This is a genomic window from Capnocytophaga sputigena (assembly GCF_900446695.1).
In the GTDB taxonomy this organism is placed as follows: domain Bacteria; phylum Bacteroidota; class Bacteroidia; order Flavobacteriales; family Flavobacteriaceae; genus Capnocytophaga; species Capnocytophaga sputigena.
Genome location: NZ_UAVP01000010.1, coordinates 68,298 through 86,574, shown reverse-complemented (window position 1 = coordinate 86,574; position 18,277 = coordinate 68,298). Strand labels below are relative to the sequence as shown.

Sequence of the window (18,277 nt, the reverse complement as noted above, 5' to 3'; positions counted from 1 at the left end):
AGTAAGGATTATTTGCTAATTAGCAAATTAGCAATTTTTAGAAGTATTATTAATTATTTTTTGCTAATTAATAAATTGTTTCGTATCTTTGCCGAATAGTTACCAAATCATTCTCGTATGAACTTACACGAATACCAAGGAAAGGAAATCCTTTCAAGTTTTGGGGTGCGCGTACAGCGTGGCATCGTTGCTCAAACCCCCACTGAAGCAGTAGAGGCTGCTAAACAACTCACCGAAGCCACTAATACTCAGTGGTATGTGGTAAAAGCACAAGTGCACGCCGGAGGGCGCGGTAAAGGCGGCGGCATTAAGTTAGCCAAAGGTTTAGACCAAGTAGAGCCTATCGCTTCTCAAATTATAGGTATGCAACTCGTTACGCCTCAAACGCCACCTTCAGGAAAAAAAGTACATCAAGTGCTCATCGCCGAAGATGTATATTACCCTGGAGAAAGCGAACCTAAAGAGTTCTATATGTCGGTACTATTAAACCGTGCCAAAGGTAAGAATATGATTATGTATTCTACCGAAGGAGGAATGGATATTGAGGCAGTAGCCGAAAAAACACCTCATCTTATCTTCACCGAAGAAATCGATCCTGCTGTAGGGCTCTTGCCTTTCCAAGCTCGCCAAATTGCTTTCAACTTAGGAGTTACTGGTGACGCTCAAAAAGAAATGGTGAAGTTCGTAACAGCACTCTACAATGCTTATGTATCTTCTGATGCGAGCTTGTTTGAAATTAACCCTGTTCTAAAAACTTCTGATAATAAAATAATGGCAGTAGATGCCAAAGTAACTCTTGATGACAATGCGCTTTTCCGTCACCCTGAATATGCAGCTTATCGCGACACACGTGAGGAAAACCCTGTAGAAGTAGAAGCTAAAGCCGTTGGCCTCAACTATGTCGCTCTCGATGGTAACGTGGGCTGTATGGTAAATGGTGCTGGACTCGCAATGGCTACGATGGACTTAATCAAACAAGCGGGTGGTTCACCTGCTAACTTCCTTGATGTAGGGGGTACCGCCGATGCCAAACGCGTAGAAGCTGCTTTCCGCATTATTCTCAAAGACCCTAATGTAAAGGCTATCCTCATCAATATCTTTGGTGGTATTGTGCGTTGCGACCGCGTAGCTCAAGGAGTTGTAGATGCCTACCAAAATATGGGCGATGCTATCAAAGTGCCTATCATCGTGCGTTTGCAAGGTACTAATGCCGAACTTGCTAAAGAAATTTTAGACAATTCAGGCTTAGCCGTTCACTCTGCAATCCTCTTCCAAGAAGCTGCTGATAAAGTGAAGGAAGTGCTTAGCTAATAATCACTTAAGAATTGTACATTCAACTTTGCCAAAGTTCAGAACTTTGGCAAAGTTCATTTCTAAAAACAGAAAACTTATGATAAAAAGAATTTTCTCTATCCTCACTGCTATAACCTTACTCATAAGTTGCCGCAATACACCTACTGAAAAACACACCTCTCCCGAAAAAGGAGTAGTAGCCACACACGCTATGGTGGTGAGTGCCAAAGAAGAAGCCTCACAAATAGGTCTTACTATCCTCAAAAAAGGAGGTAATGCTTTCGATGCAATGGTAGCTACCGAACTTGCCTTAGCTGTAGCTTACCCCAATGCTGGCAATATAGGCGGCGGCGGCTTTATGGTGTACCGTTTAGCTAATGGCGAAAAAGGCGCTTTAGACTATCGCGAAAAAGCTCCTGCTAAAGCGCATCGCGATATGTATTTAGACAAAGATGGCAATGTCATCCCCGATAAAAGTACATTAGGCGCTTTATCAGTAGGTGTGCCAGGTACTATCGCTGGCCTCTTTGCAGTACATCAAAAGTTTGGCTCTCTTCCTTTTGCCGAACTTATCCAGCCTGCTATCGACTTGGCGCGCAATGGAGTGCTCATCACTCAGTTGCAAGTCGATTCTTATATGAGCAAAAATGTTGACCTCATCAAGCAGGCAAATAACTATATTACTCCTTTTGAAAATGGTTGGAAAGCGGGTGAACGCTTCAAATACGAGGAATTTGCGCAAACCTTAGAACGCATACGCGATAATGGGAAGGCTGAATTTTACGAGGGTGAAACTGCCAAACGCATTGTTGCCTACGTGCAAGAACTCGGCGGTATCCTCTCCTTAGACGATCTCAAGAACTACAAACCTCAATGGCGCACGCCTGTTACTTTCACTTATAAAGATTACACGGTCAATTCTATGCCCCTGCCTTCAAGTGGAGGCATCTGTTTGGCACAGATTCTCAAAAGTGTAGAACCTTATAATATAGGTCAGTATCCTCATAACGGCGAGCAATACATTCAGTTATTAGTAGAAGCCGAACGCCGTGCTTATGCCGATAGGGCTTACTATATGGGCGACCCCGACTTTGTGAAAGTCCCTACCGAAACACTCCTCTCTCCCGATTATCTCAAAGAGCGTATGAGTAGTTTTTCATGGGAGAAAGCAAGTAAATCAAGTGAGATAGCACACGGTAAAATAGGAGGTTACGAAAGCGATGAAACTACTCATTACTCCATTGTAGACCAATTTGGTAATGCTGTAGCAGTTACTACTACCCTCAATACCAATTATGGTAGCAAGGTATATGTGAAAGGTGGAGGTTTCTTCCTCAATAACCAAATGGACGATTTTAGCATCAAACCTGGCGAACCCAATACCTATGGATTGGTAGGCTCCGAAAAAAACGCTATTGCTCCTAACAAACGTATGCTTAGTTCTATGAGCCCCACCATTATAGAAAAAGGAGGTAAGCTCTTTATGGTGATAGGCACTCCTGGCGGCTCCACTATCATCACCTCAGTATTACAGTGTTTTCTCAATGTAGCCGAATATGGTATGACAATGCAAGAATCGGTGAGTAAACCGCGCTTCCACCACCAATGGTTACCCGATGATGTGATGTATGAGCCCAACGGATTTGCTCCTGAAGTCATTGCCAAACTCAAAACCAAAGGCTATAAACCTCGTGAAGAAAACTTTGTTATCATCGGCAAAGTTGATGCTATTTTAGTACAACCCGATGGCAGCTTAGAAGGTGGTGCCGACCCTCGTGGTGATGACACAGCTGTAGGATACTAAAATTAAATAACACAATCAAATAAAACAGTAATTATTCCTTTTACAATATTAAAAAACAGAAAAATATTCTATTTTAACTACTAAAATGATTTTTTTAATGTATTATTTTGGTAAGTTGATAAAATATTGTAGCTTTGCACTCAAAATAAAAATTTTATATGAAATCAAACGTATTAGGTTATCCTCGTATCGGTGAAAAACGAGAACTTAAAAAAGCCAATGAGTCATTCTGGGCTGGTAAAATATCAGAAGAAGAACTCCTTGCTGTGGCTGAAAATATTCGTGTTCATAACTGGACACTACAAAGAGAAGCAGGGGTTGACTTGATCCCTTCTAACGACTTTTCTTTCTATGACCAAATGCTTGACTTTTCGTTTACAGTAAACGCTATTCCTGAGCGTTTTGCTCCTATCCATCAGTTGAGCAATTTGGAGCGTTATTACGCTTTGGCACGTGGCTATCAAAAAAATGGTATCGACATTACCGCTATGGAAATGACCAAATGGTTTGATACCAACTACCACTATATAGTACCCGAGTTTACTAAAGACCAATCTTTCCGTATATTGGTAAACAAACCTTTGCAAGAATACAACTTGGCTAAAAAACACGGTTTTGACACTAAACCTGTGCTTATCGGATTGGTAACTTACTTGCTTCTCGGTAAAGAAAAAGAACAAGGTTTCCACCGCTTAGACTTGGCTGATCGTCTATTGCCTGTGTATGTACAAATTGTACAAAGTTTAGTAGATGCAGGTGCTAAAACTATTCAAATAGACGAGCCTTACTTAGCTCTCGACCTTCCTGAAGGTGCTGCCGATGTATACAAAAAAATATATACCGAACTAAGAAGCAAATTCCCTACTACCGAATTTATCCTCACTACTTACTTCGGCGCACTCGATAACAATACCGAATTAGCTGTTTCATTGCCTTTCAACGTATTGCACATTGATTTAGTGCGTGCAGCAGCTCAACTTGACAAAGTGCTCAAAGCTCTTCCTGCCGATAAAAAACTATCACTTGGAGTAGTAGACGGACGTAATATTTGGAAAAACAACTTCGAACACTCATTAGCATTGATTGAGAAAGCCAAAGAAGCTATCGGTGCTGACCGCCTATTGATAGCTACTTCTTGCTCATTATTGCACTCTCCTTGCAACCTCGAACTCGAAAACAACGAGAAAGTACTTACCCCTGAAATCAAACAATGGTTGGCTTTTGCTAAACAAAAAGTAAAAGAAGTAACTACTTTGCAAGCAATTGCTAACGGACAAATAACTCCTGAGGTAAAAGCTGTGTTTGAAGAAAACAAAAAAGCAGCTGAAACACGTAAAACTTCACCGCTTATCCACGACAACAAAGTGAAAGAGCGCGTGAACAACATCACAGCCAAAGACGATGTGCGCCACAGTCCGTTCAACGAGCGTAAAGTAGCACAACACAAAGCGTTGAACTTACCTCTCTTCCCTACAACTACTATTGGGTCATTCCCTCAAACCGACGAGGTACGCAGCTGGCGTGCTCGCTTCAAAAAAGGAGAACTCACTCAAGCCGAATACGACAAGTTATTGGAAAAAGAAATTGAAGAGTCTATCCGTTTTCAAGAAGATACCAATATTGATGTACTTGTACACGGCGAATTTGAGCGTAACGATATGGTGGAATACTTTGGCGAATTACTAAAAGGATATACCTTCACTAAATTCGGTTGGGTACAAAGTTATGGTTCACGTTGCGTAAAACCACCGATTATCTTTGGTGATATTTCACGCCCTGAACCAATGACTGTACGCTGGAGCAAATACGCACAATCGCTTACCAAATTGCCAGTAAAAGGTATGCTTACAGGACCTGTAACTATCTTGCAATGGTCGTTTGTACGTGATGATCAACCTCGTTCTCAAACTTGTTTACAAATAGCCTTGGCTATCCGTGATGAAGTGGTAGACCTTGAAAAAGCGGGTATACAAGTAATTCAAATAGACGAACCTGCTATCCGCGAAGGATTACCATTGCGCAAAAGCGAGTGGAAAGCCTACTTTGATTGGGCAATCAAAGCGTTCCGCATTTCAGCTTCAGGTGTGAAAGACGAAACCCAAATCCACACCCATATGTGCTATTCTGAGTTCAACGATATGATTGAAGCTATCGCCGATATGGACGCCGATGTGATTACCATAGAATGCTCACGTTCACAAATGGAACTCCTCGATGTATTTGGTGACTTTAAATATCCTAACGAAATAGGACCTGGGGTATACGATATTCACTCACCACGCGTACCATCACAAGAAGAAATGACCAACTTGATGAAGAAAGCCATTTCGGTAGTACCAAAAGAGCAATTGTGGGTAAACCCCGACTGCGGACTTAAAACACGCCACTGGCCAGAAACCAAAGCAGCTCTTCACGCAATGGTTGATACCGCCAAAGAACTTCGCAATCTCTACAAATAAGACATAAGAAGTAATTAATAAAAAAAGCAATGTGCGAGAAAATGCACATTGCTTTTTTGTGTTAAAATTGTTCTTTTGTTTTGTAGAAATAAAACTTTTTTATACATTTGCCCCATTAAACCAAAATAACTATTATAAGAAGTACTAACTCGTATAGTTTTTAAAATAGTATTATAAAATAACATATAGCGTTTCGCTTTACAGTTTCCTAATTTCTGAAAACGACCAATTTTTCAATGTTACAAGGAAAGTGAAAGTGGAAATGCCTGCGGTTACGTGGGCATTCCTTTTGCTTTGTAACATAGCCTTTGGTCGGGCTTCAGAAATTGAGCAATAAGGAATGTTTCCACGTTTTTTTATTGTCTAAATGTAACGAAACCTACCTAAAAGGCGGTAACCGAAAAGCCTGAACAGAGTAGGTATAAACTTAATTTTTATCAAACAATAGCTATGAAAAACAAAAACAAAAACGTAGCGTGGGCGACTTTTCGCACTGCTACACAGGTAGTAGCCTTTATGGCAGTAATTTTAGTAACCCTTATCGCTTGTAGCAAAAGTGATAGTGGAGGAAACGTACAAAACAAGGATTTGATTGGCACTTGGAAGTTAGAAAGTAGGACTATTGATGGGAAGAGTTTAGAAGATTATGCTTCAGATATTGGAGAAAAAATATCTGAAACCACAAAAAAATGTATTTATCGTAGTACTTTTACATTTTTAGAAAAAGAAGGCGTATCAAATACTTGTGTTGATGCTCACCCAAATAGTAAAGAAGAATGTGAATGTGAGTCTATGTCATTTATCTATACAATATCTGGTAATATAATTGCTTTGAAAACAACAAAAGGAGCTGTTTCTTGTACATTTTCTATAGTAGGAAATAAACTGACTTTTAGTTACTCAATAGAAGATGAAAAAGGTAAAAAGCATACTTTTGTAGAAACCTATATAAAGCAATAAACTTCCTATATCATTACCCTTAGAAACTTATTTAAGGAACAAAAAGAGCAAAGTGTTAATTCGCTTTGCTCTTTTTTATAAAATATTTCATCAAAAATTTGGATATAAGTATATAAACATATACCTTTGCAACATCAAAAACCAATTAAACTAATATATGAAGTCAAGTGAGTTACATCGGCTTATCACTGAAAATGATTGGATACTAATAAGGGTTTCTGGAAGTCATTATATCTATCAAAAAGGTGATAAAACTTATCCCGTACCATATCACGGAAGTAAAGAGGTAGGGAAAGGACTTGAGAAAAAGGTAAAAAAGGAAATGGAACTATCCTAAAAAACATTATATAATATGAAAAACATTACTATCATTATAGAACGCAGTAACGATTTTTATTGGGCTTATGCTGAAAATGTAGAAGGTATAAGTGCAGGAGGTGAAACTGTTCAAGAGGCTAAAAACGGTATCTTTGAGGCTATTGCTCTGCAAAAAGAACTCGGTAATTTTCCTTATAACAATTACCAACTTACCTACAAATATGACACTGAAAGTCTGTTACAATATTTTAAAGGGATAATAAGCAACCCCGCCTTTGAACGACTCACAGGTATCAATCAGAAATTGATACATCAATACGCTGTGGGGCTTAAAAAACCTCGTACAGCTCAACGTCAAAAAATACAAGAAGGGTTGCATAAACTCGGTGCAGAATTACTTAGTATACAGTTATAGAAAAAGAGGCTACCCTTTTCGGACAGCCTCTGTTTTTTTAGAAAAAGGCTATCCAAAGAACTTCTCGGACAGCCTCAGGCTATATATTGGGTCGTTATTTTTGGTGGAGGGGAATGATAATCTCGAACCGTTGAACTACACATTTCTGCTTCGTCTCCATTTCCCCCAACGATTTGATACGTTCAATCATTTTTGTTGTTCCTTTCTGAATTTTCCTAAATACTTTCTTCATGTTTTTGATATAGTTTTTATAGTTAATAACTATGTTTTGTATTGCTCTCACAACACTTACAACTTGAAGTGTTATTTGGAAACCGATAGGCAAAAATGGCTCAACGATGTCAATTAACGAGAAAATCCTACGATAATCTATCAAGTGATATAGCAAAAGACGTGCCAAGTTGAATATGGCACGTCTTTTGTCAGTTTTGTCAGTCCTTTTATGGAATATACAGCAACGCAAACTCCGCCTTTCTCTGTTTGAGCAACATGGTGTGGCGTTTCCCCCCGCTGGCACAAGCTTGCAGTTTGTGCCCAATTCAAAATTCTCTCCCCGTCCTACTTGTCCCATTTGTCCCACCCGTCTCACAAAACAAAACTTTTTAGACACCCTCTTTTTTAAAAATATTTCATTACTTTGGAAAGAAAAAATAGTAAAAATAAACATAATAGCAATGACTTATTTTTACATTTTTGTAGAAATAAGCAATTTTACAACATTTTAAAGGCTTATTTTTACATAGTAATTAGTCTGCTAATTCTAAGAAATCCTCAAAATATTCATTAAAAGAATTGAATAGAAGTGTAGGTTTGCTCATTACAAAATTACCGTCTTTATTACAATGTATTTCAGCATCATATACTTTTGAATCGTTGAGGCGATCTGTTTTTGAGACTTTATATAGAATCAAGTATTCATCTATTTCGTAATTGAGTACGATAAAATCATCGAGGAGGTTAAGTTCTTCTCTCAACTGTTTTGTGAGTTCTACCACAGGATATGATAATGTCCCATCTTCTTTGTAAACTCCATTGATATAAGTATCTCCAAAGTTACAAGAGCCACATTCGCTCAAGAACTTTACATACGCTTTAGGAAGTAATACTCCTAAAGATGTTTCTACAATTTGAATTTCTTCGGCAGTAGCACCTTCACAGTATTCAAATTCATCACTCTGTTGTAGTTTCTTTAGATAATTCATTAGATATAGGTTTTTGAGTTTGTTCTTCTCTTTTAAATACGAAAGTATCGTAATAGGTGTTGAAAAATTGTATTAAAAACACAGCGCCTTGTAGGTCTCTATACACTTCTACTAATAAATTACCGTCTTTATCAGGAGCTATGCGTATTCTATCAATATCCACTCCTAAATAAATAGGTATAAACGGATAGATTCTAAACCTATTATAACGCTGCCAAAAGTTCTTTTTCTGTTTGCCTTTGAAGCCAGCCCTCATCGTAACGGTGGTTGTACTATCCTTTACTTTTTGGTAACTCACATAAAGCGAATCGGCTTTTACTTGCAATTTGAATTTACTTGAAGATTGTGCTTTTTCTTGGTATTCTTTAGGTAGTAACGGAAAGAACAAAGGTGTTTGCTTTTCTATAGGTTCTGAATACACATAGTACGTTCCCTCATTGAGTGTTTTTATAGCAGCTTCGTCTAAGGGTGTAGTCATTTTAGGGCGCTGTGCTGTTTTACACGAAAACAACAGTAAGGATAATACAATAAAAGCAATGGTTCTCATAAAGTTTAGATATTTAATGATGATAATTACAAGTACAAAAGTATAAAATAATCAGTTACAAAAAAAGCAAAGTGAAGATTTAATTTCACTTTGCTTTTTTGTTAAGGTACAGGGTCGTAGCCACTACCTCCCCAAGGGTGGCAACTACATATACGCTTGATAGCCAACCAGCCTCCTTTAAAGAAACCATATTTTTGTAGGGCTTCCAAAGTATATTGAGAGCAGGTGGGGGTATACCTACAAGTAGGCGGTTTCAGTGGTGAAATAGCTACCTGATAAAAGCGTACCAAATAAATGAAAAGGTATTTCATTATTTACCAAATCTTTCAATTACCTCTTGGCTTACACCTGTATTAGAGAATCCTCCATCGTGGAAGAGATTTTGCATCGTTACTTTGCGAGTAAGGTCAGAGAAGAGAGATACTGTATAATCAGCACAATCTTGAGCGGTAGCATTGCCCAGTGGTGACATCGCATCGGCGTAGGCAATAAAACCATCAAATCCTTTTACACCTTGTCCTGCGGTGGTAGCAGTAGGTGATTGTGAAATGGTGTTCACGCGCACTTTTTTATCTTTACCAAAGAAATAGCCAAAGCTACGCGCAATAGACTCTAAGTAGGCTTTGTTATCAGCCATATCATTATAATCAGGGAAGGTGCGTTGAGCTGCCATATAAGTAAGGGCAACGATGCTACCCCACTCGTTCATTGCATCATTTTTGTAAAGCACTTGGCATACTTTGTGGAAAGAAAGTGCTGAAACATCCCAACCTTTTTCAGTATTCATATAGTTAGACTCGGTATAAGGGATATTTTTACGCACATTCACCGACATACCGATAGAGTGCAATACAAAATCCAACTTACCACCTAAAATTTCCATTGCTTTAGTCACCAAATTTTGGAGGTCATCCATATTGGTAGCGTCGGCAGGAATAATTTCAGAGCCAGTTTTTTCGGCTAAGTTTTTTATTTGTCCCATACGCATTGCCACGGGAGCATTGGTAAGTACAAACTTACCGCCTTCTTCGTGTACGCGCTCTGCTGTTTTCCAAGCAATAGAATTTTCATCTAAAGCACCAAAGATGATGCCTTTTTTTCCTTTTAATAAATTGTACATAATTCTTTCTTTTTATAAGGTGAAATTTGTTTCTGTGGGGCAAATATACAAAATATTTCTGTATAAATAAAAAGCTACCTAAAACATTAGGTAGCTTTCTATTTGTATACAATATGATATATTATTTTTCAAACGCTTTTAAAGCATTGATAATAATAGCAATACATTCTCGTAATTCTGTTTCATTCATCACCAAGGGCGGAGCAAACCTAATGATATTGCCGTGAGTAGGTTTGGCGAGCAAGCCATTGTCACGCATCTTTAGGCAGATATTCCAAGCAGTGTCACTTTCTTCGGTATCGTTGATAACTACCGCATTTAATAACCCTTTACCACGTACTAATGAGGCAATTTTTGAGGTTTTGATATAATCTCCAATTTCTTTGCGGAAAATCTCACCTAAACGGGCAGCATTTTCAGCCAAATGTTCATCTTTTACCACTTGTAAAGCTTCAATTGCTACTGCTGCTGCCAAAGGATTGCCTCCAAAAGTACTGCCGTGTTGCCCTGCTTTGATTACGTGCATTATACGGTTATCGGCAAGGACAGCACTCACAGGATATACACCCCCGCTAAGGGCTTTACCTAATACCAATATATCGGGTTTTACATTTTCGTGATCTACTGCCAAACGCTTCCCAGTTCGCGCTACCCCTGTTTGCACCTCATCTGCAATAAAGAGCGCATTATATTTTTCGCATAAGGCTTTAGCTCCACTCAAATAACCTTCAGAAGGGACGTATACCCCCGCTTCTCCTTGTATCGGTTCTACTAAAAAGCCTGCTACTGTTGCTTTATTATCGGCAAGCACTTGTTCCAAAGCTGCTAAATCGTTGTAAGGAACAGATACAAAACCAGGTGTATAGGGACCAAAGTTCTTACGCGCATTCTTATCAGAAGAGAAAGAAACTACTGTAGTAGTACGCCCGTGGAAATTCTGGTCACATACAATAATAATAGCAGCACTTTCTGGCACTCCTTTCTGTTCGTATGCCCATTTGCGACATATTTTAATAGCTGTTTCTACAGCTTCAGCTCCTGTATTCATAGGGAGTACTTTTTCAAAGCCAAAATACTCGGTTACATATTTTTCATACACTCCGAGTTTATCGTTATAAAAAGCACGAGAGGTAAGTGTAAGAGTTTGCGCTTGCTCAGTAAGTGCTTTGATGATGCGAGGATGACAATGCCCTTGGTTTACAGCAGAGTAAGAGGAAAGAAAATCGTAGTAGCGTTTGCCTTCCACATCCCACACATATACCCCTTGCCCTTTGCTGAGAACGACTGGTAGTGGGTGATAGTTATGAGCACCGTACTGATTTTCCAGTGCCATTGCTTGTTCTGAGGTTAATTTTTGTGACGTCATATATTTTTCGTTTTATTTTTAGACGACAAATATACAACTAATTTTCGTAAAAACAAAAAAGCACAAACTTGGAATATCCAAATTTGTGCTATAAAGTTTTTGCGTTACTATTCGTTTCCTAAAAGAAGTCGTCTAACATTGTTCCAAATTCTGCTTTACATTTGTATAGTAGAGCTCTTGAAATACCAATATTAGATTTTGGTCTATCCAATGCAGTGATTGAAAAGAATTTTCCTAAAGCTGAAATCATTAGCATATAGGTTATTTTATCAGCTTCAATTAGAATATAGTCTAAAGCTGTTTCTCCCATAGATTTATTGCTATTCATCACTTTTTTCACTTGATCTACAATCGTCAAATGAAAAGCTGAACTTTGTTCTACTATTTTTGAAGATTCTTCATTAGCTGAAGCTTTAGACAGAATGGTTCCATCTTTGCAACTCAAAATTCCATAAAATAGAAAACCAGGCATATTGGCTTTCATTTCTAAGCAATGAGCATTGAGTAATTCTTGTAGTTTTGTTCCGGTCATAATAATATAGTGTTTAGTTTTTTATGACGCAAAACTATGTATTATTTTTATAACCTCCAAATATTTTTAACGTTTTTTTGTGTTTTTATTTACATTTTATTAAGAATAAAAATTATCTTTCTCAAAATCAAACTCTTAAAAAAAATATTTTCCTATTATTTTTTTGTTATTATCTGGGTAAAAATATCTCTTTAGATAAAATATTACCCTTATATCATAAAAATATAATATCATTAAACTAGTGAATGGTAGCTATGCCTTTGCAGTAATTTTCTTGTGGCTTTACTTATTATGAAGTTTATTTAGGGGAATAAAATAGTTTTATTTTTAGTTGTTAGTTGTTGGCTGTTAATTATTTTAAGTTGGTTATTTTCAATTTACAGCACATACCCTGCTATCGCTGGCTTTCCTACATAACAAAAACTGTTGATAATAAGAGTAATAAACTTTGCCAAAGGTCGTAGCACGACGAGCAATTAAAACTTTGGCAAAGTTTAGAGATTAGCTAAAAGCTAAGATATCATCACAGCTCCTACTGTAGCATTGCTAGTTTCATCGATGAGGATGGCGCTACCCATAGGGGGATTACTTTGGAAAGCATCATATACTAATGGAGCAGCTGTTTTAAGTCGGATTTTTGCTATTTCGTTAAGTTTTACACTTTCTACTCCTTCAGTTTGGTCAAGGGTATTGACATCTATTTTGTATTCAATTTCCTTTACAATGGCTTTTACGAGCCTACTGCGCTGTTGTAACAAGTACTTATTACCCTCACGCAATTCGCGTTTGTCCATCCAGCACACAAGGGCTTCTATATCCTGACCTTGCTGAGGTTCAACCCCTTGTTTGGCAAAATAGTCACCACGAGAAATATCAATATCATCTTCGATATGTAACACTACAGGGTCTCCTGCTTTGGCTTCTGCCACTTCTTCGCCATTGTGCTCTATCTTACTGATTTTAGTGCTGATACCTTCAGGGAGTACCACTATAGCATCGCCTTTGTGGTAAGTACCCGAAATAATTTGCCCTGCGTAACCGCGATAGTCGTGTAAGGCTTCGGTTTGAGGGCGTATTACATACTGCACCTGAAAACGAGGTTGGTCGTAATTATCTTTATTAATTTCTATAGTTTCTAAGAAGTCTAATAATGAATTTCCTTTGTACCAAGGCATTGCTTCAGTGGTATTCACAATGTTATCACCTACAAAAGCCGAAATTGGGAAATAGTGCACACTTTTCAATCCTAAACGTTTGGCGATACCTTCATACTCTTGCTGGATATTTTTGAATACCTCTTCACTATAGCCTACCAAATCCATTTTGTTTACAGCTACAACTACCTCTGGAATATTGAGCAGAGAGGCTATGATAGAATGGCGGCGAGTTTGTTCGGTTACACCATTACGAGCATCTACCAGAATGATAATAAGCTCGGAATTAGAGGCACCAGTAATCATATTGCGGGTGTACTGTGTATGACCAGGGGCATCGGCGATGATAAATTTGCGTTTAGGGGTTGCAAAATAGCGATACGCCACATCAATAGTAATGCCTTGTTCACGTTCTGCACGAAGACCATCGGTGAGGATAGCGAGGTCTATACCATCATCGTTCTTATTTTTAGATTGTTGTTCAAGCGCCTCAAGCTGGTCGGCTAAAATACTTTTGCTATCGTATAACAAACGACCTATGAGAGTACTTTTACCGTCGTCTACACTACCTGCAGTGATAAATCGTAATATATTCATTTGTATCTTAAAAATCAATTTTTGGCAAAGATACAAATAATTACGAAATACGAGTTACGAATAGCGAAAATAATTTGTTAAGAGGAAAATATTAAGGGAGTTTTTCATAAGTTATCCAATTGGTATAAGCTACATTATATTTCTTATCATTTGGATACTTGTAATGTATAGAAGCACGGATTTTTACAACCGGTTTATCAAAGTCTATTATGTCTTGGCAATTGATCATTTTATCAATTATGTAATAGACAAGATTATACTTCTCACCTTTCTGCAAAGTTATTTTACAATCATCTAAATTTGCTGGAGGTACAGAAGGAGGTAGGCAACCTTGTATATCTTTAGCTTTGCCATTCTCATCTTCATATTGTAACCCAAAGTGAAACACATTATAAATATTGATTTCAATGGGTTTATCGGAGTAATTTACAATAACTGCCTCAGCATATTCTCGGTTTACATCAGTGTAGTTTAGTGTTGCTTGTACGCCAATTTTTGGATTAGGCGAGGATTTTCCAAGGTATGTACGTAGCTTTTGTTGTACTTCTGTCCGATATTCTTCTACATAATTCAGTAAGTCTGAAGGATAAGTACATTTTTTCTCAAATACATCAAATTGGATATAAAAACATTGAAACAAAGGAATATTTAGTGTTTTTTGCAAATAAAGAAAAACTACATCACCTTTGCGCAATGGTTTTTCTTTGGAACAGACCATTACTTTAAGATTTGTAGTATCAGTAATACTATTAAGCAATAGAGTGATAGCCTCACTATCTTCTTGATAGCGTTGATAATTGGTGTTTTGAAGCAGTTGTTTAGAAGCGACATCCCATTGTAGAGAAATATCATCGCTGAAAGGAATGGTTATTACTTCAGGCTCTTTAACAGCGGTAGAGGTAGATGATTGAGTATTACAATGGTTGAGGGCAATCGTAGAAAATACTAAAAGCAAAAGTGTACATTTCATAGCTTAATTCTCACGGATTTTTTCAATGATAAACTCGTAATGAGTGTAGTGTTGCACAAAATCAAGGTCGGTTACATCGATGATAAGAGAATTGATAGCAGTATTCTTCTGTATAAAATCCAAATAGCCATAATGTATCTTTTTCAGATAATCAGGAGAGATGTTCTGTTCGTATTCCCTGCCGCGTTTTTTGATGTTCTCTATGAGGCGGTCGGTATTTTGATAGAGGAATACGTACAAATCGGGTTTGATAATTTGGCTATAAAGAATATAAAAGAGTTTGCGGTACAACATAAATTCATCATCAGTAAGGGTTACCTTAGAGAAAATGAGAGATTTGAAGATATCGTAATCGGAAACAACAAACTCTTTAAACAAATCGGTTTGTGCTAATTGCTCACGCATTTGTTGGTATCGTTCGGTAAGGAACGACATTTCGAGCGTAAAGCCGTATTGTTTAGGATTTTCGTAGAATTTAGGCAAGAAAGGATTATCGGAAAACTGTTCTAAAATCAGTTTAGCATTGAAATCTTCGGCGATTTTAGTAGCCAAAGTAGTTTTACCAGAACCTATATTTCCTTCAATAGCGATGTACTTATAGTTTAAAAACGGCGACTTTTGTGCGGGAAATGACAGTTGGTCGGACAAGCGTTGTACAGGTGAAGTGTCATTGGTAGTGCGGAGCAGTTCGGCAACTGTTTTTTTAAGTACGGGGTGTATTTTGAGGTCATCGATATTAGCTAAAGGCTTGAGCACAAATTTACGTTGGTGTAAAAGCGGATGGGGCACAGTAAGTACATCGGTATGAATCACTTCATCGTCATAGAAAAGTATATCGAGGTCTATCGTACGGGACTGGTAGCCTTTAGAATGAGGCATACGTTCGCGCCCCAGTTCTTGCTCTATTTGCAAGAGTTGCATTAGCACCTGCTCAGCAGAGAGGAAGGTGCGACAGAGCAGACAAGTGTTGAGGAAAGCCTCGCCTGAAAATCCCCAAGAGGGTGTTTCGTAGATAGGGGCTATATCCACAATGGTACCTACCCGCGTAGCAATGCCTTCTATGGCTTGTTGTAAGTACGCTTTACGGTTCCCTAAATTACTTCCTAATGATATGTAGACGTCGTGGTTCAATTGACAATTGACAATTAATAATTAACAAAAGTCCCAGTGTTTTTGATACAATTTGAGACGAACTTTGCCAAAGGTGCAATCCACAATGGGCAATTAGAAACTTTGGCAAAGTAGAAGCAAGAATACTATTTTTATAGATTTTTTGATTATTGATTTTGTAAAAATCGCAATACGTTGTCGTGGATACGGTTTTCAATGTCGGAGGTATCGGCAGGGAGAAATTTTTCACCCATAATATTTTCGTAGAGCTCGATATAACGATCGGAAACAGATTGTACATATTCATCGCTCATCTCAGGCATTTTTTGTCCTTTTTCGCCTTGGAAGCCTTGTGAGATGAGCCACTGACGCACAAATTCTTTGGAGAGTTGGATTTGAGGTTCACCATTTTCTTGGCGTTCTTCATAGCCTTCTTTGTAGAAATAACGGGAAGAATCGGGGGTGTGAATTTCGTCGATGAGTACGATTTCACCATCGCGGGTTTTACCGAACTCATATTTGGTATCTACCAAAATCAAACCGTGTTTAGAAGCGATTTCGGTACCTCGTGCGAAGAGAGCATAGGTATATTTTTCCATCAAACGATAGTCGTCTTCATTTACAATTCCGCGACGAATGATTTCTTCACGTGAGATATCCTCGTCGTGCAAGCCTTGTTCTGCTTTAGTAGCAGGGGTGATGATGGGGTGTTGAGGGAACATATCAAACTCGCGCAATCCTTCTGGTAAAGGCACTCCTGAGAGTTTGCGCACTCCGTTTTTATAGAGGCGAGCTGAGTGCCCTGCAAGATAACCGCGAATCACCATTTCTACTTTTAGAGGTTCGCACACTTGCCCTATAGAGACGTTGGGGTCGGGAGAGGCAATGAGCCAGTTAGGCACAATATCTTCAGTTTGTTGCAAAAAACTTACAGCTATTTGGTTTAATATCTGACCTTTATAAGGGATGCCTTTGGGAAGAATAGCATCGAAAGCTGAAATACGATCGGTGGCAATCATAATGAGGGTATCATCTTTTAGTTGATACACATCACGTACTTTCCCTCTGTAAACAGACTTTTGTTTAGGGAATTTAAAGTTTGTTTTTGTTATGGTATTCATCTTCGTAAAAAGTTTTTAAAATCTTTTTTTTCGGGGCAAAGGTATAAAATAATTACGAATTACGAGTTACGAATTATGAAAAAATACTACTTTTGCAATATCATTTTTATACGTTAAAAAAGTAAAGACTATGAAAATCATTTGTATAGGTAGAAATTACCGCGAGACTATCGAAGAAAACAATCAAACACCACTTCAACCTATAGTAGTGTTTATGAAACCAGACACAGCTATCCACAACCTCGAAATTCCTTATTACATTCCTGATTTTACACAAGATTTGTATTACGAAATAGAATTAGTGCTGAAAATCAACCAAAATGGGAAATGTATTTCGGAGAAGTTTGCGCATAAATATTACGACGAGATTGCTGTGGGCATTGATTTTACAGCTTGCGATCTACAAGCTGAATTGAGCCAAAAAGGGCTGTCTTGGGAGCAAGCAAAGGCTTTTGACAGCTCGGCTATCGTAGGAAAATTTGTATCTAAAGAAATGTTTAGCAACTCCTCCCCTATTGAGTTTCACTTAGATAAAAACGGCTCTACTATACAAGAGGGAAAGACAACACAAATGCTCAGAGGATTTGATACTATCATTGCTGAAGTATCACAGTACTTTACCCTTCGCAAAGGCGACCTTATCTTTACAGGAGCGCCCAAAGGTGCAAGGAAAGCAGTAGCAGGTGATTTATTAGAGGGATTTTTAGGAGAAGAGAAGAGTTTTAGCTTGAAAATTAGATAATTTGGAAATTAGCAAATTTGGGAGTTAGCCCCCGAGTGTAATTTTACCTATTTAGTCTCTCTATCTTCCTGAAATTATAGCCAAGAGTTTTTCCTATTTTCTTTTGTAGGAAAGGTGTGGCTGAACCTGCAAAAATAAGGTCATCGCCTCTGTAAATAGTAACTGCTTTAGTAGAGAATATAAAAATGAGGGTCATTTTTTGCTGTCCATTTCTATAAAAATAGAAAGTATCACATACATCATTAACCAAAGGATAGGCTTCGTTAAACGATTTCTTTTGTTGTAAAGCGTTTAACAATTTAACTCCTTTGTTATAGTGGATTTTTTTAATTGTCTCAACAATTTGTTCTTCAGGAAATCCTTCTATATTAGGCGAGGTTTCTTTAGTATAGCCACTGCTACTCACTACTATCACACTGTCGATAGATCCCCTATAAAGTTTTTCCCATTGCATTGCTGTGGAAAGTTGGCTAAAACAGAGGTTGTATAAGCTAAAAAAAAGTATTAAAAATAAAGACTTCATATCATACTATCATTAGGAGTTTTAGACATTGTCAAAGTCCAAGG

Annotated in this window: 19 protein-coding genes; 8 read left to right on the top strand and 11 right to left on the bottom strand. The window is 37.9% G+C overall.

Going from position 1 to position 18,277, the window contains the following annotated elements; translation table 11 throughout:
- Window positions 1-117 precede the first annotated feature (117 nt).
- The 7 genes from sucC to DR017_RS14555 all read left to right on the top strand — a co-directional run bounded on the left by sucC (window position 118) and on the right by DR017_RS14555 (window position 7,974).
- Window positions 118-1,311, top strand: a complete 1,194-nt coding sequence (sucC, locus tag DR017_RS11765) for an ADP-forming succinate--CoA ligase subunit beta (protein ID WP_002681011.1) — start codon at window positions 118-120, stop codon at window positions 1,309-1,311.
- A gap of 79 nt (window positions 1,312-1,390) precedes the next feature.
- Window positions 1,391-3,097, top strand: a complete 1,707-nt coding sequence (gene ggt, locus DR017_RS11760; RefSeq protein WP_002681098.1) for a gamma-glutamyltransferase — start codon at window positions 1,391-1,393, stop codon at window positions 3,095-3,097.
- 158 nt (window positions 3,098-3,255) lie between these two features.
- Complete coding sequence (metE, locus tag DR017_RS11755; protein WP_040361650.1) at window positions 3,256-5,556, top strand: 5-methyltetrahydropteroyltriglutamate--homocysteine S-methyltransferase; 2,301 nt, start codon at window positions 3,256-3,258, stop codon at window positions 5,554-5,556.
- Between the two features lie 450 nt (window positions 5,557-6,006).
- Window positions 6,007-6,516 (top strand): lipocalin-like domain-containing protein, encoded by a 510-nt coding sequence (locus tag DR017_RS11750; RefSeq protein WP_002680707.1) that lies wholly within the window; start codon window positions 6,007-6,009, stop codon window positions 6,514-6,516.
- Window positions 6,517-6,673: 157 nt separating this feature from the next.
- A complete protein-coding gene (locus tag DR017_RS11745; RefSeq protein WP_002680670.1) occupies window positions 6,674-6,853 on the top strand; it encodes a type II toxin-antitoxin system HicA family toxin in 180 nt (59 codons plus the stop codon).
- Window positions 6,854-6,868: 15 nt separating this feature from the next.
- The gene (locus DR017_RS11740) at window positions 6,869-7,249 is read left to right on the top strand and encodes a type II toxin-antitoxin system HicB family antitoxin (protein WP_002680655.1); all 381 of its coding nucleotides are present in this window, start codon (window positions 6,869-6,871) and stop codon (window positions 7,247-7,249) included.
- A 407-nt stretch (window positions 7,250-7,656) separates the two neighbouring features.
- A complete protein-coding gene (locus DR017_RS14555; RefSeq protein WP_172458410.1) occupies window positions 7,657-7,974 on the top strand; it encodes a hypothetical protein in 318 nt (105 codons plus the stop codon).
- Between the two features lie 21 nt (window positions 7,975-7,995).
- Here DR017_RS14555 and DR017_RS11730 read toward each other — a convergent pair whose 3' ends face one another.
- From DR017_RS11730 to DR017_RS11685, 10 genes are all read right to left on the bottom strand, one after another.
- Window positions 7,996-8,451, bottom strand: coding sequence for an SMI1/KNR4 family protein (locus DR017_RS11730; RefSeq protein WP_002680754.1), 456 nt, complete (start codon window positions 8,449-8,451; stop codon window positions 7,996-7,998).
- A complete protein-coding gene (locus tag DR017_RS11725; protein WP_002680679.1) occupies window positions 8,420-8,998 on the bottom strand; it encodes a hypothetical protein in 579 nt (192 codons plus the stop codon). The genes DR017_RS11730 and DR017_RS11725 overlap by 32 nt, the downstream gene beginning before the upstream one ends.
- Window positions 8,999-9,099: 101 nt before the next feature.
- The gene (gene yidD / locus DR017_RS11720; protein ID WP_002680684.1) at window positions 9,100-9,309 is read right to left on the bottom strand and encodes a membrane protein insertion efficiency factor YidD; all 210 of its coding nucleotides are present in this window, start codon (window positions 9,307-9,309) and stop codon (window positions 9,100-9,102) included.
- Window positions 9,309-10,118 (bottom strand): enoyl-ACP reductase FabI, encoded by an 810-nt coding sequence (locus DR017_RS11715; RefSeq protein ID WP_002680779.1) that lies wholly within the window; start codon window positions 10,116-10,118, stop codon window positions 9,309-9,311. The genes yidD and DR017_RS11715 overlap by 1 nt, the downstream gene beginning before the upstream one ends.
- A gap of 121 nt (window positions 10,119-10,239) precedes the next feature.
- Window positions 10,240-11,484 carry an ornithine--oxo-acid transaminase gene (gene rocD, locus DR017_RS11710; RefSeq protein WP_002680797.1) on the bottom strand — a complete coding sequence of 415 codons (1,245 nt, stop codon included), beginning with the start codon at window positions 11,482-11,484 and terminating at the stop codon, window positions 10,240-10,242.
- A 118-nt stretch (window positions 11,485-11,602) separates the two neighbouring features.
- The gene (locus DR017_RS11705; protein ID WP_002680698.1) at window positions 11,603-12,016 is read right to left on the bottom strand and encodes a hypothetical protein; all 414 of its coding nucleotides are present in this window, start codon (window positions 12,014-12,016) and stop codon (window positions 11,603-11,605) included.
- Window positions 12,017-12,528: 512 nt separating this feature from the next.
- On the bottom strand, window positions 12,529-13,767 hold the full coding sequence (locus tag DR017_RS11700; protein ID WP_040361574.1) for a sulfate adenylyltransferase subunit 1: 1,239 nt from the start codon (window positions 13,765-13,767) through the stop codon (window positions 12,529-12,531).
- Window positions 13,768-13,858: 91 nt separating this feature from the next.
- Complete coding sequence (locus DR017_RS11695; protein ID WP_002680716.1) at window positions 13,859-14,737, bottom strand: hypothetical protein; 879 nt, start codon at window positions 14,735-14,737, stop codon at window positions 13,859-13,861.
- A gap of 3 nt (window positions 14,738-14,740) precedes the next feature.
- Window positions 14,741-15,868: a 2-amino-4-hydroxy-6-hydroxymethyldihydropteridine diphosphokinase gene (gene folK, locus DR017_RS11690; protein WP_002680668.1), complete on the bottom strand. Its 1,128-nt coding sequence runs from the start codon at window positions 15,866-15,868 to the stop codon at window positions 14,741-14,743.
- Window positions 15,869-16,014: 146 nt separating this feature from the next.
- Window positions 16,015-16,968, bottom strand: a complete 954-nt coding sequence (locus DR017_RS11685; protein ID WP_002680677.1) for a phosphoribosylaminoimidazolesuccinocarboxamide synthase — start codon at window positions 16,966-16,968, stop codon at window positions 16,015-16,017.
- 130 nt (window positions 16,969-17,098) lie between these two features.
- Here DR017_RS11685 and DR017_RS11680 point away from each other — a divergent pair, with 130 nt between their 5' ends.
- Complete coding sequence (locus DR017_RS11680) at window positions 17,099-17,710, top strand: fumarylacetoacetate hydrolase family protein (protein WP_002680686.1); 612 nt, start codon at window positions 17,099-17,101, stop codon at window positions 17,708-17,710.
- A 43-nt stretch (window positions 17,711-17,753) separates the two neighbouring features.
- Here the strand turns inward: DR017_RS11680 and DR017_RS11675 are convergent, their stop codons facing one another.
- Window positions 17,754-18,233 (bottom strand): hypothetical protein, encoded by a 480-nt coding sequence (locus DR017_RS11675; RefSeq protein WP_002680657.1) that lies wholly within the window; start codon window positions 18,231-18,233, stop codon window positions 17,754-17,756.
- Window positions 18,234-18,277 lie beyond the last annotated feature (44 nt).

Coding starts and splice junctions, on each gene's coding strand:
- sucC (WP_002681011.1), top strand. CDS start 118: ATGAACTTACACGAATACCAAGGAAAGGAAATCCTTTCAAGTTTTGGG.
- ggt (WP_002681098.1), top strand. CDS start 1,391: ATGATAAAAAGAATTTTCTCTATCCTCACTGCTATAACCTTACTCATA.
- metE (WP_040361650.1), top strand. CDS start 3,256: ATGAAATCAAACGTATTAGGTTATCCTCGTATCGGTGAAAAACGAGAA.
- DR017_RS11750 (WP_002680707.1), top strand. CDS start 6,007: ATGAAAAACAAAAACAAAAACGTAGCGTGGGCGACTTTTCGCACTGCT.
- DR017_RS11745 (WP_002680670.1), top strand. CDS start 6,674: ATGAAGTCAAGTGAGTTACATCGGCTTATCACTGAAAATGATTGGATA.
- DR017_RS11740 (WP_002680655.1), top strand. CDS start 6,869: ATGAAAAACATTACTATCATTATAGAACGCAGTAACGATTTTTATTGG.
- DR017_RS14555 (WP_172458410.1), top strand. CDS start 7,657: ATGGCACGTCTTTTGTCAGTTTTGTCAGTCCTTTTATGGAATATACAG.
- DR017_RS11730 (WP_002680754.1), bottom strand. CDS start 8,451: ATGAATTATCTAAAGAAACTACAACAGAGTGATGAATTTGAATACTGT.
- DR017_RS11725 (WP_002680679.1), bottom strand. CDS start 8,998: ATGAGAACCATTGCTTTTATTGTATTATCCTTACTGTTGTTTTCGTGT.
- yidD (WP_002680684.1), bottom strand. CDS start 9,309: ATGAAATACCTTTTCATTTATTTGGTACGCTTTTATCAGGTAGCTATT.
- DR017_RS11715 (WP_002680779.1), bottom strand. CDS start 10,118: ATGTACAATTTATTAAAAGGAAAAAAAGGCATCATCTTTGGTGCTTTA.
- rocD (WP_002680797.1), bottom strand. CDS start 11,484: ATGACGTCACAAAAATTAACCTCAGAACAAGCAATGGCACTGGAAAAT.
- DR017_RS11705 (WP_002680698.1), bottom strand. CDS start 12,016: ATGACCGGAACAAAACTACAAGAATTACTCAATGCTCATTGCTTAGAA.
- DR017_RS11700 (WP_040361574.1), bottom strand. CDS start 13,767: ATGAATATATTACGATTTATCACTGCAGGTAGTGTAGACGACGGTAAA.
- DR017_RS11695 (WP_002680716.1), bottom strand. CDS start 14,737: ATGAAATGTACACTTTTGCTTTTAGTATTTTCTACGATTGCCCTCAAC.
- DR017_RS11685 (WP_002680677.1), bottom strand. CDS start 16,968: ATGAATACCATAACAAAAACAAACTTTAAATTCCCTAAACAAAAGTCT.
- DR017_RS11680 (WP_002680686.1), top strand. CDS start 17,099: ATGAAAATCATTTGTATAGGTAGAAATTACCGCGAGACTATCGAAGAA.
- DR017_RS11675 (WP_002680657.1), bottom strand. CDS start 18,233: ATGAAGTCTTTATTTTTAATACTTTTTTTTAGCTTATACAACCTCTGT.